General features: G+C 30.7%; 19 protein-coding genes and 1 other annotated feature. Of the genes, 2 read left to right on the plus strand and 17 right to left on the minus strand.

The annotated features are described in order from the left end of the window. Positions 1-42: 42 nt before the first annotated feature. Both C0982_RS01850 and purR read right to left on the minus strand, forming a co-directional pair. Positions 43-762 carry a pentapeptide repeat-containing protein gene (locus tag C0982_RS01850; protein ID WP_242961462.1) on the minus strand — a complete coding sequence of 240 codons (720 nt, stop codon included), beginning with the start codon at positions 760-762 and terminating at the stop codon, positions 43-45. 135 nt (positions 763-897) lie between these two features. After that, complete coding sequence (gene purR / locus C0982_RS01855) at positions 898-1,725, minus strand: pur operon repressor (RefSeq protein ID WP_101772545.1); 828 nt, start codon at positions 1,723-1,725, stop codon at positions 898-900. Positions 1,726-1,979: 254 nt separating this feature from the next. On the opposite strand from purR, the gene murC reads away from it, so the two are divergent. Further along, positions 1,980-3,332 carry a UDP-N-acetylmuramate--L-alanine ligase gene (gene murC / locus C0982_RS01860; RefSeq protein WP_101772546.1) on the plus strand — a complete coding sequence of 451 codons (1,353 nt, stop codon included), beginning with the start codon at positions 1,980-1,982 and terminating at the stop codon, positions 3,330-3,332. 56 nt (positions 3,333-3,388) lie between these two features. Here murC and C0982_RS01865 read toward each other — a convergent pair whose 3' ends face one another. Genes C0982_RS01865 through C0982_RS01880 form a run of 4 tightly spaced genes read right to left on the minus strand, consistent with a single transcriptional unit; the run spans position 3,389 to position 6,249 of the window. Further along, entirely contained in the window at positions 3,389-4,231 is an 843-nt protein-coding gene (locus C0982_RS01865; protein ID WP_101772547.1) for a hypothetical protein, read from the minus strand. A 2-nt stretch (positions 4,232-4,233) separates the two neighbouring features. After that, a complete protein-coding gene (gene rsmA / locus C0982_RS01870; protein WP_101772548.1) occupies positions 4,234-5,106 on the minus strand; it encodes a 16S rRNA (adenine(1518)-N(6)/adenine(1519)-N(6))-dimethyltransferase RsmA in 873 nt (290 codons plus the stop codon). Positions 5,107-5,146: 40 nt separating this feature from the next. Continuing rightward, positions 5,147-5,701, minus strand: coding sequence for a ribonuclease M5 (rnmV, locus tag C0982_RS01875; RefSeq protein WP_101772549.1), 555 nt, complete (start codon positions 5,699-5,701; stop codon positions 5,147-5,149). Positions 5,702-5,703: 2 nt separating this feature from the next. Next, entirely contained in the window at positions 5,704-6,249 is a 546-nt protein-coding gene (locus tag C0982_RS01880; protein ID WP_207653227.1) for a DUF1836 domain-containing protein, read from the minus strand. Between the two features lie 288 nt (positions 6,250-6,537). Between C0982_RS01880 and trhA the strand changes: the two genes are divergently transcribed. After that, positions 6,538-7,182: a PAQR family membrane homeostasis protein TrhA gene (gene trhA, locus C0982_RS01885; RefSeq protein ID WP_242961463.1), complete on the plus strand. Its 645-nt coding sequence runs from the start codon at positions 6,538-6,540 to the stop codon at positions 7,180-7,182. A 145-nt stretch (positions 7,183-7,327) separates the two neighbouring features. On the opposite strand, the gene proC is transcribed toward trhA, so the two are convergent. The 11 genes from proC to C0982_RS01940 all read right to left on the minus strand — a co-directional run bounded on the left by proC (position 7,328) and on the right by C0982_RS01940 (position 18,425). After that, complete coding sequence (gene proC / locus C0982_RS01890; RefSeq protein WP_101772552.1) at positions 7,328-8,134, minus strand: pyrroline-5-carboxylate reductase; 807 nt, start codon at positions 8,132-8,134, stop codon at positions 7,328-7,330. Between the two features lie 51 nt (positions 8,135-8,185). Beyond that, positions 8,186-8,848, minus strand: coding sequence for an HAD family hydrolase (locus C0982_RS01895; RefSeq protein WP_101772553.1), 663 nt, complete (start codon positions 8,846-8,848; stop codon positions 8,186-8,188). A 7-nt stretch (positions 8,849-8,855) separates the two neighbouring features. After that, entirely contained in the window at positions 8,856-9,626 is a 771-nt protein-coding gene (locus tag C0982_RS01900; RefSeq protein ID WP_101772554.1) for a TatD family hydrolase, read from the minus strand. Between the two features lie 2 nt (positions 9,627-9,628). Then, positions 9,629-11,599 (minus strand): methionine--tRNA ligase, encoded by a 1,971-nt coding sequence (gene metG, locus C0982_RS01905; protein WP_101772555.1) that lies wholly within the window; start codon positions 11,597-11,599, stop codon positions 9,629-9,631. A 113-nt stretch (positions 11,600-11,712) separates the two neighbouring features. Then, positions 11,713-11,955 (minus strand) — a binding site (T-box leader). A gap of 56 nt (positions 11,956-12,011) precedes the next feature. Beyond that, on the minus strand, positions 12,012-12,440 hold the full coding sequence (locus C0982_RS01910; RefSeq protein ID WP_180946870.1) for an Lrp/AsnC family transcriptional regulator: 429 nt from the start codon (positions 12,438-12,440) through the stop codon (positions 12,012-12,014). 56 nt (positions 12,441-12,496) lie between these two features. Then, a complete protein-coding gene (locus tag C0982_RS01915; RefSeq protein ID WP_101772557.1) occupies positions 12,497-13,933 on the minus strand; it encodes a nicotinate phosphoribosyltransferase in 1,437 nt (478 codons plus the stop codon). A gap of 370 nt (positions 13,934-14,303) precedes the next feature. Continuing rightward, positions 14,304-15,134, minus strand: coding sequence for a 16S rRNA (cytidine(1402)-2'-O)-methyltransferase (gene rsmI / locus C0982_RS01920; protein ID WP_101772558.1), 831 nt, complete (start codon positions 15,132-15,134; stop codon positions 14,304-14,306). Further along, positions 15,124-15,885: a tRNA1(Val) (adenine(37)-N6)-methyltransferase gene (locus C0982_RS01925; RefSeq protein WP_101772559.1), complete on the minus strand. Its 762-nt coding sequence runs from the start codon at positions 15,883-15,885 to the stop codon at positions 15,124-15,126. The genes rsmI and C0982_RS01925 overlap by 11 nt, the downstream gene beginning before the upstream one ends. Positions 15,886-15,887: 2 nt before the next feature. After that, entirely contained in the window at positions 15,888-16,790 is a 903-nt protein-coding gene (locus C0982_RS01930; protein ID WP_101772560.1) for a PSP1 domain-containing protein, read from the minus strand. Next, positions 16,787-17,728 (minus strand): DNA polymerase III subunit, encoded by a 942-nt coding sequence (locus C0982_RS01935; RefSeq protein WP_101772561.1) that lies wholly within the window; start codon positions 17,726-17,728, stop codon positions 16,787-16,789. The genes C0982_RS01930 and C0982_RS01935 overlap by 4 nt, the downstream gene beginning before the upstream one ends. 7 nt (positions 17,729-17,735) lie before the next feature. Beyond that, positions 17,736-18,425 (minus strand): dTMP kinase, encoded by a 690-nt coding sequence (locus C0982_RS01940; RefSeq protein ID WP_101772562.1) that lies wholly within the window; start codon positions 18,423-18,425, stop codon positions 17,736-17,738. Between the last annotated feature and the right edge of the window lie 48 nt (positions 18,426-18,473).

Genomic DNA, 18,473 nt, shown 5'->3' on the forward strand with positions numbered 1-18,473 from the left:
AAAGCCGCTGCATAGTATCGCAACGACTTTCTAAAATTTCATTTACATATATGCTAACGCTTCTTCTTTACTCATCCAAAAGTGAATACCATGAGTTGACTCTAACCATCTATCATCATTAAATTCATCTGCGTATGAATATTCACCCAATCTATAGGAAAATTCTCCATCGACAAATGAAGTCGCCTCTCTGTAAAATCCTGTACCATCGAGATTGGTTATAGATACAGTCTTAGCCTTATCACATCTACATGCATTAGTAGTTCCTGAACATCTCTTTGCATCTTTTGGTATCAATAACTTTACAAGCCTATCATTAAAACATTTTTTGTATCCAAAAAAATATCCTGTTTCAGGGCAAGACATTTTAAAATGTATAGTCTTATCAGTATAGATTAAATTTTCTAAATTTGCCCCTTCTAATAAAGCTCCTGTAAAAACTGTTTCATCACAGTTGGTATTAGAAAGATTAGAATTTCTAAAATCTCCATTTTCTAAGTTGGCTCCTCTGAAATTGCTGCCACTAAAATCAATCCCTTTACACATTGTATTTCCAAGAACCGAATCCTCAAAATTTGTTTCTATGAATTTCACATTTACAAAATCACTCCACGAAAAATCTATTTTGCTTAAATCCATTCCGCTTAAATCCATGTCAGAAATAGAAATTTCACGCATATCTATAATTTTTTCATCATTTTTTTTATTTTCTCTTAAATACTTGATTCTTTCTGTCAGCTCATCAAAGTTTAAATCAATCATAAAAAATACCTCTCTAAAATACTGCTACAAGAAATATCTGTTTTGAACATTCAGTTATTACAAATCCTATACAAAGGTTCATTTTTGGTATTAGAAATACCAATCAAAAATTATTAATTCATTATATTAGTAATTCTATTCTCTATACTCATAGTTGAAAGTCTTTAAATTCGGATGTACCGATATCTGGCTTCCATCTGTGTCTAACTCTAAAAGTGAAATATAGTTTGATACCAACTTGTTTTCCGGCTTTACAGTCGATATAAATACACCTGCCGCAACTACCTCTGTATCGAACTCCTTCATAAGCTCTGTCATACCTTTAATAGTTCCGCCACCTCTCATAAAGTCATCTATTATAATGACTTTGCTACCTGGTTTTAAAGCTTTACTCGGTAAACTCATCGTTTCAATTTTTGAAGAAGAACCCGTAACATATGTCATGCTAATAGTCGGACCTTCAGATACTTTTGTATTTTTTCTTATTATTACTAAAGGTAGGTTCATAGCTTTAGCTGTCATCAGCGCCATAGGAATACCTTTAGTCTCCATAGTTACAACACAATCTATTTCGCTATAATCAATGTTTGATGCAAATATTTCTCCTATTTTATATACAACGTTTGGGTCGTATATTAAATCTATCAAGTACAAAAATCCACCTGATAATATTCTTCCCTCTTCTTTTATTCTATCACAAAGCTCAAATAAAAATTTTTCATTTTCTTCTTTTGATGTTTTAGGAATATATTTTACTCCTCCAGCTGCACCTGATATTGTCACAACTTTTCCCAATTGTAATTTTTCAAATACGTTTTTAACTACAATTAAATCTTCACTAATAGTAGACTTTGCTGCATTAAATTGATTTGTAAAATAACTCAGTGTATAAATTTTGTTAGGATTATCAGATAATATCTTTACAATAGCTCCTATCCTTTCATTTCTTTTGAACTTTTCCATACTTCCTCCAAATATATAGTCATATTATTTTTTAATTATTTTTTAGTTTATTTCAGCATTTTATTACTTAATATTATATAATTGCTTTAAAATCTTTTACCAATATACCCAAGCTAAACATCGCACTTTATGATATAATATACTTTGGTTAAAATAAATTTACGCACTTTAATACTGAACGTTTTATTATTATACCACATATAACGTTCATATTGTGTCTTTAAATCTGATTTATTACGAAAGGTGGAAAAAAAATGAATGTACATTTTATCGGAATCGGCGGAATTAATATGAGTGCTCTTGCAGAAATATGTATAAATAAGGGATATAAGGTTACAGGTTCTGATATGCAAGAATCTTATTTAGTTGACCGCCTTAGATCTTTAGGAGCCACAATATATATAGGTCAAAAAAAAGAAAATATTTCAAAGGATACTAACTTAGTTATATATACAGCAGCAATCTCTGATGACAACGAAGAATTTCTAGAAGCTAAAAATAACAATATTCTAATGATCAACAGAGCAGCTTTTCTTGGACAGATTATGAGAGAATACAAAAATTCGATAGCAGTTTCTGGTACTCATGGAAAAACTACTACTACTAGCATGTTATCTTCAATTTTTAATTATGCTGAGAAAGATCCTACCATACTAGTTGGTGGTAACCTTAGCTCTATAGGTGGAAATGTAAGAATTGGTTCATCAGAAAACTTTATTACTGAAGCATGTGAATATGTAGATAGTTTTTTGAACTTCAATCCTTTTATTTCAATTGTCTTAAATATTGAAGAAGACCACCTTGACTATTTTTCTGGAATAGAAGAAATTAAAGCTTCTTTTAATAAGTTTGGTAAATTGCTACCGGAGGACGGTTTTTTTATTATAAACGGAGATAATGAAAATACAAAAGACATCGTATATGATGTAGATGCTACTATAATTAGATTTGGACAAAACGAAGATAATGATGCTGTAATTTCTGATATAAAATATGATGAAGATGGATTTGCAGTATTTAATTTAAAATATAATAAAGTAAACTTGGGAACTTTCAGACTTTCAGTATACGGAGTTCACAATGTCTACAATGCAACAGCTGCCATTATAGCATCGATTGTATCTGGAATAGATGTAGATACAATAAAGAGTGCAATAAAAACATATACTGGTGTTGGTAGAAGATTCGAAAAGAAGGGTAATTTTAATGGAGCCGTAGTTATAGACGATTACGCTCACCATCCAACAGAAGTAAAAGCCGCTCTTTCAGCCGCTAAAAACTTAAAGAAAAATAAGCTTTGGGTAATATTCCAACCTCACACTTATTCTAGAACAAAAGCTCTATTAAATGAGTTTTCAGAAGCTTTTTACTCTGCGGATAATGTGATTATAACAGATATTTACGCTGCAAGAGAAAAAGATCCTGGCGATATTAGTTCAAAGGATTTATGTGATAGATTGTACCAGAATAATGTCGATGCTAAATATATACAAACATTTGACGATATTGTAGATTATCTAAAGGATAATGTCGGAGAAGGTGATTTAGTCATTACATGTGGTGCAGGTCCTGTAAATAAAGTCGGAGAAAAATTACTTTCAGTTTAATTCAAAAGACACCTAAATATTTAGGTGTCTTTTTATTTTAAAATTTAATCTTGTACTTACTTAAAAATTTTCTTTAAATACTCATATAGTTCTGGATATACTTCATAATAAGCTATATTATCTCCACATACCACTTTTATAAAGTCTTTCCCCATAGTTTGTATTGTGATTTTCACTCCAGATTTATCAATTTTTATTGTATAGCTATCGGATTTATTCTTTGAAAATTCTTTTTCTGGTTGTATTTTACCGACTTCTCTTTTGTAAAGAATCTTATGCATCAAATCATCTTTTTTCCATGGCCATACTCCCTTTTCTTCATTACCATGAAATATTTTTATATCTCCTAAATTCTTTTTGCTAGTTATAAAATCAAGAGAAGTATACATCATTTTTCTATAAGTAGTTTCAAAGCTTTTTTTCATGGACACAGGAACTTTGTAGTATTCAGTCTTATTTTTTTTTTTCACTCTAAAATAATTGAAATCTGTTTCAAATTCTACTTCATTGTCTGTAACTCCCTTATTTAAAGGCTTGAATCTATCATCTATGCTTCTTATTTTGACAAACATCTCTAAATTTCTTTTGAACGATTCTAGCGAATCGCCCTCTATCTTTATGCTATCAACTTGTTCATCTGATATATATATTTTTTTACTCGATTTTAATATTTCAAAAGGACCTTTTTTTAATTCTAGGGCTTTTTTTCTTTCAATCTCTTCTTGTATAACATTTTTTTCGCTACCAGTATCCACACTCATTATATCTGCATTTGTATTATTTGCTAAATGTGCTCTGAATAGTTTAAAGGTAAGTAAATATATCATAAAAAAAGCAACTACAGACATAATAATTATTAACATTTTATTGTTTTTTTTCTTCTTATTATTGCCACTCATTGCTATACCTCCCCTAATTTTTTATTCATACAATTTGCTAAAATAGCGTACTCATCTAAGCTAAGAGTTTCTCCTCTTCTTTTTTCTTCAACTTGAGACTCTTTTAAAATTTTTCCAATCTCCACTTTATCCAATATTCCCATACTTGTCAATGAATTTAAAAGTGTTTTTCTTCTTTGACCAAAAGCAGCTTTTACAATTTTAAAGAAAAGCTCTTCATTGTCCGTCTTATATTTTTTTTCTGGTCTTACTCTAAGAGCTATTACTATTGAGTCCACATTTGGCTGAGGTACGAATAAATGTCTCGGTACTTTTGCCACTATTTCCGTATCACAATGATACTGAACAGCTACAGATAGTGCCCCATAATCTTTTTTCCCTGGATTTGCATTCATTCTTTCCGCTACTTCTTTTTGAACCATTACAACTATATCAGTTACATCTACATCTTCTTCCAAAAATCTCATGATTATTGGTGTTGTTATATAATACGGTAAATTCGCAACCAATTTAAATGGTTCTCCGTCAAAATATTTATCAGCTATTTGCTTTATATCCGCTTTCATTATATCTTCATTTACAACAGACACATTTTCTAAATCGGATAATGTTTCATCTAAGATAGGTATTAGATTTTTATCTATTTCTATTGCTACAACTTTTTTGGCTCTACTAGCTAGTTCTCTTGTTAGTGTCCCAATTCCTGGACCGACCTCAATTATATTATCTTCACTTCCAGGGTTTGCCCCTGCAACTATTTTATCTATTATATTATCGTCTATAAGAAAGTTTTGCCCTAAAGACTTCGTAAATTTAAATCCAAATTTCCTTACTACTTCCATTGTCTTACTATGAGACGAAAGTCTATTTCCCATATTTTTTCCTCTTTCTTTCTATAATTTTCTAAATAATTTATTAAATATTTTTACCGAATTCTTCTTCATATCTTTTGAGAGCCTCTTCATATTCTTCTCTTGTAACACCGTAGTTATTTAGTCTATTTAAAAACTGTTTTGCATTTCCATAACCGATCCCAAGAATTTTTCCTATTTCATCTCTCTTGCTTAAAGACCCTTCTACACCTACTAGCCCATTGTTGATTAAATCAAAATGAGAAAACTCTATTCTGCTGTCAGTACTTTCTGTTCTAACTTTAGAAATTGCATCTCTAATACTTTCAGGACTAGCATTTTCCACGCCTATATCTCCATTTTTAATGGCTTTTTCTCTAGGCAAAAATGCATGTTTACATCCTTTTACTGAATCTGATATTTTTTTTCTTATTTTTTCACCTGCAAAGTCCGGATCTGTAAGTATTATTATTCCCCTCTTTGAGCTTGCTGTTTGTATTCGTTCCATTACCCCTTTAGGAAATCCAAATCCTCCAGTAGCAATAACTTCACAATCTAAAGCTCTCTTTACAGCCGTTATATCATCTCTTCCTTCGACTACAATCACTTCTTTTATCATATCTATTCCTCTTCTCTAATTATTGTTCTAGCCGCTTCTCCTAATAGATTCGAATAGTATGATAGAATCAAAACATCCAAAAGTTTTTTTTCAGATATCGATATATCATCATTTTTTAATTCAGAAAGTATAAAATCTATCTTTGAACTTATTTTATTGTTCATTTCGGCCTTCTTTATAAGATAACTATCATAAACAGCTTCCACTTCACTTCCATTGATATTATCTTCTACATCTATCTCAGATATTTTATCAAATACTTTTTTTATATCAGAAAGACTCATATTTCTTTTCAATATGCAAATAATCACTATAGTCAATATATGCTCCTTGTTGTATTTCTTTTTTGAAGGAGGTTTTATTATATTTCCCTTTGCATAATTATTTACCATAGTTTTTGTAAGTCTTTGCTCATCGTCATTGTATGGAAAATATTTATCGAACAAGCTAAGAATTTGATCCATATAAATATCAATATTGGGTATATCATCTGTTTTAATATCATCTTTTTCCATTAGTTCATCAATAACTCTTTTTAAATCGTACATAATTATTCTCCAAACTCTACTATTTATTGTTATAAACCAAGTTATAAGTAATTTACTTCCACTTGATTTCATCTTAATTTAAAACATAATTTCCATCTCTATACATTCAGTGAATAGAGTCCACTTTTTATTATACCACCTATATAGCTTACATCAAAGGACAATTTAAGAGTAAAAAATATTCTTTTTTTTCAAAAAAAGCTTGATAAATATTTTCATTAGTTTTATAATATGACTATAAGTAGTTTTGTAAACTATGTATTAAGTCTTAGAAAACGAGGTGTAATAATGAAAGCTTTAAGAGATCCGATAAGTTCTGTCACTCACCTTATCGCAGGTGGTTTATCTGTAATAGCTCTAATTTTATTAATTGGAAAACAGCTATTGATAAGTAATTTTAATTTGGCGTTATTTGTTTCCACTATTATTTTTGGAGTGTCTATGATGTCATTATATTTTGTGAGCGGTATATACCATGCCATAAATGAATCAAAGAAAAAAGCTATTGCTGTTATGAAAAAAGTTGATCATTCTATGATATATGTACTGATAGCAGGCTCATATTCACCATTTTGTCTTTACGTTTTACCAAAAAAAGTTGGAGTACCCGTATTTGTTGTTCTATGGGTAATAGCATTAATAGGTATAATACTTAAGATTTTTTGGATTAATATGCCTAGGATATTATCTACGGCTTTATATATAGCAATGGGATGGGCAGCTATATTTGTAATAAAAGACCTATATATAAATTTGGTTCCTATAGCTTTTATGCTATTGACACTCGGAGGAGTATTATATACAATCGGTGGAGTGATTTATGCAATTAAAAAACCAAATATAAAAAATTGGAATTTCCACGATATTTTCCATATATTTATTATGCTTGGTTCACTTTGCCATTTCCTTTTAGTTTTCTTATTTTTAATATAAAATAAATTGTTTACATTTTAATATATTATAAAAATATAAATTAAAAATATCTTAACAATATAAAAGGTGTATCTATATGAAGTTTAAAATTCATATAGTACACCTTTTTATTTTTCATTATTTTGTTTTTTTATTATTTTTTATTTTACTTTTTTGACATTTCTATAGATTTGTTTACGCATGCCATCTGCCCTTTTATCACAGCATTTCTAAATCCATATTTTTCCAATGCTTCTACTGCCTCTATTGTCGTCCCACTTGGTGAACAAACCATATCTTTTAATTCACCTGGGTGCAATCCAGTTTCTAAAACCATTTTTGCTGCACCTAGTACCGCTTGTGATGCAAAAACATATGCTTGTTTTCTTGGCATTCCCGACAATACAGCTGCATCTGCCATAGATTCTATCATCATGTACACATATGCAGGAGATGAACCACTTACTCCAGTAACGGCATCCATTAATGATTCGTCCACCAATTCAGCCTTACCTAATGACTTAAAAATATCCATTACGATTTGTTTTTCATCTTCAGATATATTTTTATTTATAGAAACTGCCGACATAGCCTCTCCCACCATTGCTGGAGTATTTGGCATTACTTTTATAATTTTTTTATCATTTCCTACTACTGACTCAATATCTTCTATTGATATTCCAGCAGCTATTGATACAATTATTTTTTTATCATCTATAAACTCTTTTACATCTTTTATTACTTCTTTTATTACTTTAGGCTTAACAGCAAAAATTATTATATCACCTTTTTTTGCGCCTTCTTTTGAATCCAGTGTTGTCTGTACACCGTATTCATTTTTTAAGTTGTCGAGCACAGATTGATGTCTGTTTGTAGCGATTATATAGTCTGGATTTACAGTTTCTGACTTTACTAAGCCACCAATTATGGCTTTTCCCATATTTCCTGCACCTATAACACTTATTTTTTTCATAACATCCTCCATAAAATACAATCCGATGCTTTTAGTTTTCTTTTTAATAATTTAGTTATTTTCTTCTAACCAATCAATTACTTCAAATAAGTCATCGCAAATTGCTATTGTTCGTTTTTTCATTTGCTCTGTAGGCTTTTTCATGTCTACTACATTTATACACTTAAATCCGCCATTATAAGCTGCTTCTATGCCTGATGGAGAATCTTCTAAAACTAAACATTCACCTGGTTCTAAGTTAAGCATTTGAGCTGTTTTCAGAAAAATTTCTGGATGAGGCTTAGATTTTTCTACTTCGTCTCCGTACATAAATGCATGCATATGATCATATATATTTTCTTTTTTCAATCTTTTTTCAGCTCTAAATTTTCTAGTAGAAGTTGCCACTCCCATTTTATAACCTTTTAGCTTTAAATATTCAATTATTTCGTATATTCCAGGCAAAGTAGGTATAGGATTCTTATCAAGTTGCTCTACCATTGCTGCAGTTTTTTCTTCTGATATTTTTCTAAAATCGATACTTGGATCTTTGTATATACTCTCAAGACCTTCGATTACACCTTCTTTATTTCTTCCCATGACCTCTGAGTATATCTCATCATTCATTTCATGACCGTACTTCGCCATAGTTTTTCTCCAAAAATCAGATGACATACTTTCAGTGTCAAATATTACACCATCCATATCAAATATTACACCTTTTATATTAGACATTGCATACCTACCTTATTCCAAAAAACCTTTTAGCATTTTCTTTTGTAGCATTGCAAACTTCTTCATACGAAATACCTTTTTCAAGTGCAATTTTCTGAGCTACATATTTCACCATAGAAGGATCATTTCTTTTTCCTCTGTATGGAACTGGCGTCATATATGGAGAATCTGTTTCAATAAACATCCACTCAAGTGGTGTTTCCTTTACTACGTTTACAGTTTTTTTGTTATTTTTAAAAGTCACTGTACCAGGTATTGAAATATGACACCCTAACTTAATATATTCTTTAGCCATTTCAGCAGATGCACTAAATGAATGAAGAACACATCCAGTGTGTGGTGCTTTGTATTTTTTAATAATATCAAAAGTATCCCCATGAGCATCTCTATCGTGCACTATAAATGGTAAATTCAATTCGTTTGCAAGTTCAATTTGCTTTATAAACCAGTATTTTTGTTTATCTCTAGGAGATAAATCATAGTAGTAATCTAGACCTATTTCACCTATGGCTACAACTTTATCATTAGATTTTGCAAGTATTTTTAGCTCTTCTAAATCGGATTCAGTCATATTACTTACATCATGTGGATGAACTCCTACAGCAGAATATATAAAATCATACTTATTGGAAAGTTCTACTGCAGATCTAGATGTTTCCATGTCAGCACCTGGGTTTACAACCAAGTCTACATCTTTTTCTCTAAGGGATTTAATGAGTTCATCTCTATCCTCATCAAATCTTTCATCATTTAAATGTGCATGTGAATCAAATAGCATTACTATCTCACCTCAGCTCCACTTTTAGCTCCTATTGCCTGCGGTATTACTAAATCGTCACCATCATCTCCAGCAGCTAGTATCATCCCTTGCGACTCAACGCCTCTTAATTTAACTGGCTTTAAGTTGCATACTACTACTACATCCTTGCCGACCATATCTTCTGGAGAATACCACTGAGCTATTCCGGATACTATTTGTCTGATTTCAGATCCTAATTTTATTTTTGATACTAGTAATCTATCAGCTTTAGGGTGTTTTTCACATTCAATTACTCTCCCTACTCTAAGTTCTACTTTATCAAAATCGTCTATAGTTATTGTTTCTTTATGCTCCAATTCTTTTTCCTCTTCTATCTTTTCATCATTTGTAGACTCTTGATCTACAATTCTTTCAGCAAATAAGTTTTCTAAAATACTTATTTCTTCTTCAACATCTAGTCTTGGGAATAGTAATTCTCCCTTTTGTACCTTTGTTCCACTTGCTAATAGCCCAAATTCATTGCTGCTTTCCCAATTAGTAAGTTCTTCATTGCCTGTGATTGAAAGTCTTTTAAATATTTCTTCAGAAGTATGTGGTAGTAGAGAACTGATCAATGCAGATATAAGTCTAATAGACTCACAAAGATTGTATAATACTTTGTTTAACACTTCTTTATTTTCTGGATCTTTTGCCAGTATCCAAGGTGTAGTTTCATCAATATATTTATTTGTTCTTCTAACAAATTTCCATACGCTTTCTAATGCCTCATGGAACATCAATGTATTCATATGTTCTTCAAAATCTTTCCTTGCTTCTTTATACGTTTCAATTAAGCTTTCATCAAATTCAGTAGTCGAGTCATTTTTTTCTAATATTCCGTTGTTATATTTTTCTACCATTGAAATAGATCTGCTAACTAAGTTGCCAAGATCATTTACAAGATCTGAATTTATTCTATTCACAAAATTTCTATGAGTGTAGCTACCATCTTGACCAAAAGAAAACTCTCTAAGCAAGAAGTATTTAAGTGCGTCAACACCATATCTCTCTACCATTGGTCCAGGATACACTATATTTCCCTTAGATTTACTCATTTTATCATCGGCAAATAAAATCCACCCGTGTCCAAAAACTTTTTCTGGAAGAGGTAAATCTAGAGCCATCAATACTGCTGGCCATATTATTGTGTGGAATCTTACAATTTCTTTTGCAACCAACTGTACATTTGCAGGCCAATAAGTCTTATATTTTGTATCGTCTTCTCCCATATATCCTAATGCAGTAATATAGTTGCAAAGTGCATCTATCCAAACATAAATTACATGCTTTTCATCAAATGGAACTTTTACTCCCCAGTCAAAAGAAGTTCTTGTAACAGACAAATCCTCTAGACCTGGATCTAAAAAGTTTTTTATCATTTCATTTTTTCTGCTTTCTGGCTCTACAAAGTTTCCATTTTCAAATAAATCTCTAATTCTATCTTCATATTTTGATAGCCTAAAGAAATATGATTCTTCCTTTACCAGAGTTGTTTCTCTACCACAATCTGGGCACTTGTTTCCATCTATCATCTGAGATTCTGTCCAAAAACTTTCACAAGGGACACAATAGTTACCCTCATATTCGCCCTTATATATATCTCCCTGCTCATAAAGCTTTGTAAATATTTTTTGTATAGCTTTTTCGTGTCTAGGTTCAGTAGTTCTAATAAAATCATCATTTGATATTTCTAATTTTTTCCATAGAGCTTTTATATCCGCAATCTGCTCGTCTAAAAATTCTATTTCTGTTTTATTAGCTTCCTGTGCTTTTTTTTGAATTTTTTCACCATGTTCATCTGTACCTGTCAAAAATCTTACATCATATCCACAAAATCGCTTAAATCTTGCAATTGCATCCGCTGCTATTGTAGTGTAAGCATGACCAATATGAAGCTTTCCACTCGGATAGTAAATTGGTGTTGTTACATAAAATGTTGGTTTTTTTGTCATTTAATTTTCCTCCTGTTTATTATATATAATTTAATTTTTAAAAATTTCCGTGCTGAGATGTTTTTCATTTTATTTAAAAATTTCTACAAAAAAATACTCGCCCCCTATAAATACATAGGGGCGAGTATAAATTCACGGTACCACCCTAATTATCGTTATTTATAAAATTGTAAACCCAAACAATTTTACAAAAACAATGTCTCTTTACTTTAACGCGTATTTCACGCATACCATCATTTTTCAACTTTGGTATGAGGCTCCAAGTCCATGTTCAACATTTTTACTGTATTGGTTTCCAGCTAACCCAACTCTCTGTGACATTATTATATGCCTACTCTTCTCTTCACAGCCTAATATGTAGTTTTATATATTACATTATAATTTTATACTACATTTTTTAATAAGTCAACTTTCATAAGATAGACTTTGACTGAATTGGTGTCGATAGTATTACAGAAGTCTTTGTTCTACCAAAGTCCTTAAGACCATCAATTACATTTTCCAAATCATCCATGTTTTCTACAATTACTCTTAATAGAGAACTATCGTCTCCTGTGATATGGTGACACTCCACTATTCTGTGGTCATTTTTAACTTTGTCTAAAAATGCATCATATGCTGTTCCTGGTAATGAAACGTTTATAAACGCCTTTATTACTCTTCCCATTGAATCCGGATTTACTATAGCTTTGTATCCAGAAATTATTCCAGCTTCTTCAAGTCTTTTAACTCTTTCTGATACTGCTGGAGATGTTAATCCCACAGCCATCCCTAAATCCTTCATCGAAATTCTACCGTTTTCCTGAAGAATTTCAATTATTTTTGCATCTGTTGAATCCATTCTTTCTTCGTATGATTTTTTTGTCATTTTAATTCACCCACTTTACATAAAATATACTAATTTTTCTTTTTAGATGCCACCATGTTATTTTTCAATGTCCATAATTTTTCGGACAAATCAACCTTGTATACGTGAGGGTTCTTTATTCTCTTATACTGATCCCAGATACTATTAAGTTCGTTCTTAGTATACTCTTTGATTTCATTTACAGTCTTATGAGTTCTTACACATTTACCATCTATAAATAGTGGTTTTAACATTTCTCTTATTGTGTAATTGTAATAAGTCTTTCTTTTCCAAGTGTATACTGGATCGAATATTTCAATAGGATTTTCAGTATCTATATTTTCATCAGAAAGCATTATTAAATCTGCTTCTGCCTTTGATGTAGTGTTGTTATAAATTCTTATAACTTTTTTTAAGCCAGGATTATTCATCTTTTCAGGATTTTCTGACAATTTAATTTTTGGTTCTAGATTACCATTTGAATCAAATACACCTGCTAATTTATATACGCCTCCTAAGGAAGGATAGTCAAATGAAGTTATCAGCTTCGTTCCCACTCCCCAAGAGTCAATTAGAGCACCTTCTTGCTTCAATGCCGTAATCGTATATTCATCTAAGTCATTTGATGCAGTTATTTTTGCATTTTCAAATCCTGCTTCATCCAATCGTTTTCTCACCTCTTTTGATAGGTAAGTCAAGTCACCAGAGTCTAATCTGACTCCTAGTGGCTCATGTCCTGAAGCTCTTAACTCATTAAATACTGTTATTGCATTTTCAACTCCACTGTTCAATACATCATATGTATCTATCAGAAGAAGACATGTATCTGGATATGTCTTTGCATATGCTCTAAATGCATCTAGTTCTGTATCAAATTTCTGAACCCAGCTGTGCGCATGTGTACCAGAAATATTAACGTCAAACATTTTGCCTGCCAAAACATTTGAAGTTCCATTGCAGCCGCCTATTATTGCAGCTTTAGCTCCATATAAACCTGCTTCAGGTCCTTGAGCTCTTCTCAACCCAAATTCAAGTACTGGGTCTCCTTTCGCTGCATTACATACTCTGGAAGACTTAGTTGCTATCAACGTCATAAAGTTAACTATTGTAAGCATAGCCGTTTCAATTAGTTGTGCTTGATACAGCGGAGCCTTCACTGTTATTATCGGCTCACCAGGAAACATTATAGTTCCATCTTCTACAGCACATATATCACCAGTAAACTTAAATCTCTTTAAAAATTCTAAAAACTTTTCATCAAATAAATTTAGACTCCTTAAATAATCTAAGTCTGATTCTTTAAATTTTAAATTTTCTATGTATTTAACAATCTCTTCAATTCCACATACTATTGTGTATCCACCCTCACATACATTTTTTCTAAAAAATATATCGAATACAGCTATGTCTTCATGAACATTACTTTCATAATATCCATTGATCATTGTCAACTGATATAAATCTGTTAACATTGTTAAATTATGCATGTTTTCATTCTCCTTAATAATAACTAGGCTACTAGCAAGTATAAACTTTTTTTTTACTTAAAAATATAAAGTTTATCTAGATATACTTATTTTATCATAATTATATAGAAAATACTATTTTTATTACAATTATTTATTTTTTTTATTAGAAAATTAATATAACTTTTCTTTTTTTAACAATAGATGTTTATTTTATTAGAATAGAATCGCTTTTTAATGTTTTTTATTTATTTAAAAATGTAATTTTATCCGAATTAACAAAAGATAATACAAAAAAACAACACCTTTTTAGTAAGTTTATTTACTAGGTGTCGTTTTTTGTTATCTTCTTTAACAGTATATTTTTTATTATTTCGTCTTTACTTAAGATTTATAGATCTAAAGTCAATTTATAGACTATATCTTTTTTAAGACCTCTTTTTTTTGCAACCTCTTTTACTGCATCTTTTTTTGTATAGCCTTCTTCAATTAGATTTTCTACATATTCTCTTTCATTCAGTTCTTCGTATGTATTTTGTTCTTCACTAAAAGTTCCGCCTTCAATTATCAAAATATATTCTCCTCGTGGAGAGTTTTGTTCATAATGTTCAATAGCTTCTTGCACTGTTGTTCTAAAATAGCTTTCATATTTTTTTGTAAGTTCTCTGCATATAGCTATTTTTCTATTTCCCAAAATATCATTCATTAATTTTAAGGTTTCTTTTAATCTATGAGGAGATTCATAAATAATAAGAGTTCGCAGTTCATTTTTTATTTCTTCTAGTCTTTTTTTCTTTTTCTTTTTATCTCTATCAAGAAATCCTTCGAACACAAATTTATCAGTTTGCATTCCAGATCCAACGAGCGCAACTACAAATGCAGATGCCCCTGGCAGCACTTCTACCTCTATATTTTTTTCAATGCATAGCCTTATTAAGTCTTCACCAGGATCAGAGATTCCAGGCATTCCAGCATCGCTTACAAGGGCAATAGTTTCGCCATTTTGCAATCTTTCTATTAAAATATCACCTTTTGATTTTTTATTATGCTCATGATAGCTTGTTAGAGGCTTGCTGATATCAAAGTGATTAAGTAGCTTAATTGTATGCCTTGTATCTTCAGCCGCTATTAAATCTACTTCTTTTAACACTTTTAGCGTCCTAAACGTAATATCTTCTAAGTTACCGATTGGCGTAGGACAGATATATAATTTAGATTCCATCTTTACTCCTCCACGCTTTTTTTGAATATATTTCTAGAATTTCATCAGTATAAGATCCATCTTCTTTATAGATATATAGAGGTTCTAATATTTTTACTTCTGCTTTTGCGCATTTTACATACTCTATCAATACTAATTTTGGAGCCTTTGAATGTTTAGAGTGCACGAACCTGATTTTTTTTGGCTCTAAATTGTATTTTCTTCCAAACACCATCATATCCACTAATCTTACCGGCCTATTCACCATGAAAAATTTACCATTTGGCTTTAGTAGATCCGATGCAACTTTTATTACATCTTCAAGGTCACATTTTATACAGTGTCTAGAAATAGTCTTTTTATCGTTTTTATTCTTCACACCATTTGGATTCATATAAGGAGGATTTGATGTTACAACATCGAATGTGTTTTTTTCCAATAAGTTGCAAATATTTTTTAAGTCTTCATTTATTATCTTTACTCTATCTTCTACTTGATTGAGCGCTACAGACCTTGTAGCCATTTCTGCTACTTCTTTTTGTATTTCAACTCCTATTAATTCCTTGGCTCGACTCTTTCCTGAAAGCAATAAAGGAATAATGCCTGTCCCAGTACCTAGATCGACTAAGCGATTATCTTTTTTTACTTTCGTAAAATTAGCCAACAATACCGCGTCTATTCCAAAACAAAATCCATCTGTGTTTTGTATTATTTTCATATCCTTGAATTGAAGGTCATCTATTCTCTCATTTTCTAACAGTTTAATGCTCATTATTATTCCTGTTCCAATCTCTTTAGTTCCTCTAATGCATCTCTATCTAGAACTTCATCACCATCAGAATTTCTATTATTTTCTTTTTTGAAAGATTTTATTACTTTATAATCGCCTTTTGCTAACACTCTTATCTCTTTTTCCTTACCTTCGCACTCTACTTTAATCGTTTCTAACAAGTAATTAGTTTCTATTATTTTTCCAGTTTTACCGTCAAATAAATCCTCAACTAACCATCCAGTCGCAGGCATCCTTTTAATAGCTTCTGAGTAGCCTTTTGCTTCGTATTTTAGGCAACAAAACAATCTTCCACATACACCAGAAATTTTAGAAGGATTTAGAGACAAACCTTGTTCTTTTGCCATTTTTATAGAAACTGGCATAAATTCACCTATCCATGTAGAACAACAAAGAGGTCTACCACAAGGACCTATAGCATTTAGTATCTTAGCTTCATCTCTCACTCCAATTTGTCTTAGCTCTATTCTCGTCTTAAATATAGCTGCCAAGTCTTTTACTAAATCTCTAAAATCTATTCTTCCTTCTGCTGTAAAGTAAAATATAAGCTTATTTCTATCAAAAGTATATTCACAATCTTTCAAATGCATCTCTAGCTCATGTTCTTTAATTTTTTCTGTGCAAATTTCAATTGCCTCTTTTGTTTTAATTTTGTTCTCAACATAGATTTCACTATCTTCGCTTGTTGCCATTCTTACAATTGGCTTTAAAGGACTCACAATATCGTCCTCATCTACTGATTTAGGACCTGTAACTATCATTCCATATTCCAGCCCTCTAGCAGTTTCTACTATTACATCATCACCTACAGATAGTTCAAAACTTCCAGGATCAAAGTAATATATTTTTCCAGCAGGTTTAAACCTTACTCCAACAATTAATATCATATATTTACCACCTCATATATATTTAAAGCCATAGTTTGTACAGTACTATTAAAGTTTGAATTACTCGAAATTTTATTTTCGCTACACTCCAGAATAGATATAATCTTGCCTAATTGTGCTATACCCACAGAGTATGCAAGTTTTCTAACAATCTTAATACTGTCAATATTTACTAGCAAAGACTCATCCACTCCTTCTCTTAGCAAAATAGCATCTCTAATATAAACTTTAAGCAATTCTATAATTTCATTTATTTTATCATTATATTTTTTTAAGTACTCTGACATCCTCGTCACTTCAAACCTATTTTTTTCTATAATTACCATTTCTAAAAAATTTTCTACCTCTAACCTCAACTCATTAAAATCTTGACTTTCACTCATTTCTAAGGCCCTGCTTGCACTTCCCTTAGAAAAAACTGAAACCATTGTAGCTTGACTCTCATCTACACCTCTGTCTATTAATATATTTTTTATATATTGATTGCTCAATGGTGCAAACTTAATCTCAATACATCTCGACCTAATAGTTTCTAATAAAGCTTGATCATTTTTTGTTACAAGTATTATTATACCATAAGCAGGTGGTTCTTCTAATGTTTTTAGCAATGCATTTTGTGCCTGAACCGTCATTTTTTCTGCATCATTTATCAAATATACTTTATAATCACTATATGGTTTTAAATTTATACTTGTATTTAGATTTCTTATTTGATCAATTTTTATGCTATTTTCGCCACTTTTAGCTTCTATTAGATTGTAATCTGAGCTGTTTTCTATATTAATTTTTATTAATTCACTAGCAAATTTTTCTGCTATCTTTTTTTTACCTATACCTTCAGGCCCTGTGAACATATATGCATTTGTTATTTTATTTGACTTAATTGCTGTCGCTAGTTTATTTTTCGCACTTTCATTTCCCAGTATACCTTCAAACATATTTTTCCTACTTTCCTTTAATCACATTTACTACTTTTGAGTAAATTTCGTCATGTATATCTTCAATATTTCTCATGGATTTATTTTTATCTACACAATTTATTATATCCCATTTATATTTACAAGCTATGTACTTTGAATTTTCATATGTTTTTTTCAAATACTCGTAATCACTTTCATGAATGTCTTTTTCAGATTCATGAGTTATTTTATTTTTTCTATTTTTTATTAGTTCGCTACTTACATCAACTGGCACGTCTAAAAAAAATACACTATCTGCTCTAGGAATTTTATATAAATTGTATTCATAGTCATCCATCCATTTTAAAAATTGTTCTCTTTCTTCTAGGTCATCCATCTTTGATGCTTGGTGTACTAAATTTGAAGTAGCATATCTATCTGCTATTATAGTTCCACCAGACATATAAAAATCTTCCCATTCTGTTTTATAAGTAGCATACCTATCTGCTGCAAAAAAAGTGGATGCAATATAAGGATCAACATCGTCTGCTTTTTTCCCGAAATCACCTCTTAAATACATTTTCACAAGAGAAGATGACTCTGAATTATAGTTTGGATACTCTACTTTCTTTACTTTGTATCCATCAGATTCTAATCTATTATATAGTAATTCGCTCTGCGTTGCCTTTCCAGATCCATCTGTTCCACTCTCTATAACAAATAACTTTCCTATCATCTATTTTCCTCAACTCTCTCCTACATATGTATTTTAATTGCGTACTCT

This window comes from Peptostreptococcus faecalis (genome assembly GCF_900240845.1).
In the GTDB taxonomy this organism is placed as follows: Bacteria; Bacillota; Clostridia; order Peptostreptococcales; family Peptostreptococcaceae; genus Peptostreptococcus; species Peptostreptococcus faecalis.

What these genes read in the sequence shown, in the direction of transcription:
- rsmA (WP_101772548.1), bottom strand. Translation starts at nt 5,106, where the DNA reads ATGGGAAATAGACTTTCGTCTCATAGTAAGACAATGGAAGTAGTAAGG.
- C0982_RS01930 (WP_101772560.1), bottom strand. Translation starts at nt 16,790, where the DNA reads ATGATATTAATTGTTGGAGTAAGGTTTAAACCTGCTGGAAAAATATAT.
- C0982_RS01910 (WP_180946870.1), bottom strand. Translation starts at nt 12,440, where the DNA reads ATGGATTCAACAGATGCAAAAATAATTGAAATTCTTCAGGAAAACGGT.
- C0982_RS01925 (WP_101772559.1), bottom strand. Translation starts at nt 15,885, where the DNA reads ATGAGCATTAAACTGTTAGAAAATGAGAGAATAGATGACCTTCAATTC.
- rsmI (WP_101772558.1), bottom strand. Translation starts at nt 15,134, where the DNA reads ATGGAATCTAAATTATATATCTGTCCTACGCCAATCGGTAACTTAGAA.
- C0982_RS01915 (WP_101772557.1), bottom strand. Translation starts at nt 13,933, where the DNA reads ATGCATAATTTAACAATGTTAACAGATTTATATCAGTTGACAATGATC.
- rnmV (WP_101772549.1), bottom strand. Translation starts at nt 5,701, where the DNA reads ATGATAAAAGAAGTGATTGTAGTCGAAGGAAGAGATGATATAACGGCT.
- C0982_RS01850 (WP_242961462.1), bottom strand. Translation starts at nt 762, where the DNA reads ATGATTGATTTAAACTTTGATGAGCTGACAGAAAGAATCAAGTATTTA.
- murC (WP_101772546.1), top strand. Translation starts at nt 1,980, where the DNA reads ATGAATGTACATTTTATCGGAATCGGCGGAATTAATATGAGTGCTCTT.
- metG (WP_101772555.1), bottom strand. Translation starts at nt 11,599, where the DNA reads ATGACAAAAAAACCAACATTTTATGTAACAACACCAATTTACTATCCG.
- trhA (WP_242961463.1), top strand. Translation starts at nt 6,538, where the DNA reads ATGAAAGCTTTAAGAGATCCGATAAGTTCTGTCACTCACCTTATCGCA.
- C0982_RS01900 (WP_101772554.1), bottom strand. Translation starts at nt 9,626, where the DNA reads ATGCTATTTGATTCACATGCACATTTAAATGATGAAAGATTTGATGAG.
- proC (WP_101772552.1), bottom strand. Translation starts at nt 8,134, where the DNA reads ATGAAAAAAATAAGTGTTATAGGTGCAGGAAATATGGGAAAAGCCATA.
- C0982_RS01880 (WP_207653227.1), bottom strand. Translation starts at nt 6,249, where the DNA reads ATGTACGATTTAAAAAGAGTTATTGATGAACTAATGGAAAAAGATGAT.
- C0982_RS01940 (WP_101772562.1), bottom strand. Translation starts at nt 18,425, where the DNA reads ATGATAGGAAAGTTATTTGTTATAGAGAGTGGAACAGATGGATCTGGA.
- C0982_RS01935 (WP_101772561.1), bottom strand. Translation starts at nt 17,728, where the DNA reads ATGTTTGAAGGTATACTGGGAAATGAAAGTGCGAAAAATAAACTAGCG.
- C0982_RS01895 (WP_101772553.1), bottom strand. Translation starts at nt 8,848, where the DNA reads ATGTCTAATATAAAAGGTGTAATATTTGATATGGATGGTGTAATATTT.
- purR (WP_101772545.1), bottom strand. Translation starts at nt 1,725, where the DNA reads ATGGAAAAGTTCAAAAGAAATGAAAGGATAGGAGCTATTGTAAAGATA.
- C0982_RS01865 (WP_101772547.1), bottom strand. Translation starts at nt 4,231, where the DNA reads ATGAGTGGCAATAATAAGAAGAAAAAAAACAATAAAATGTTAATAATT.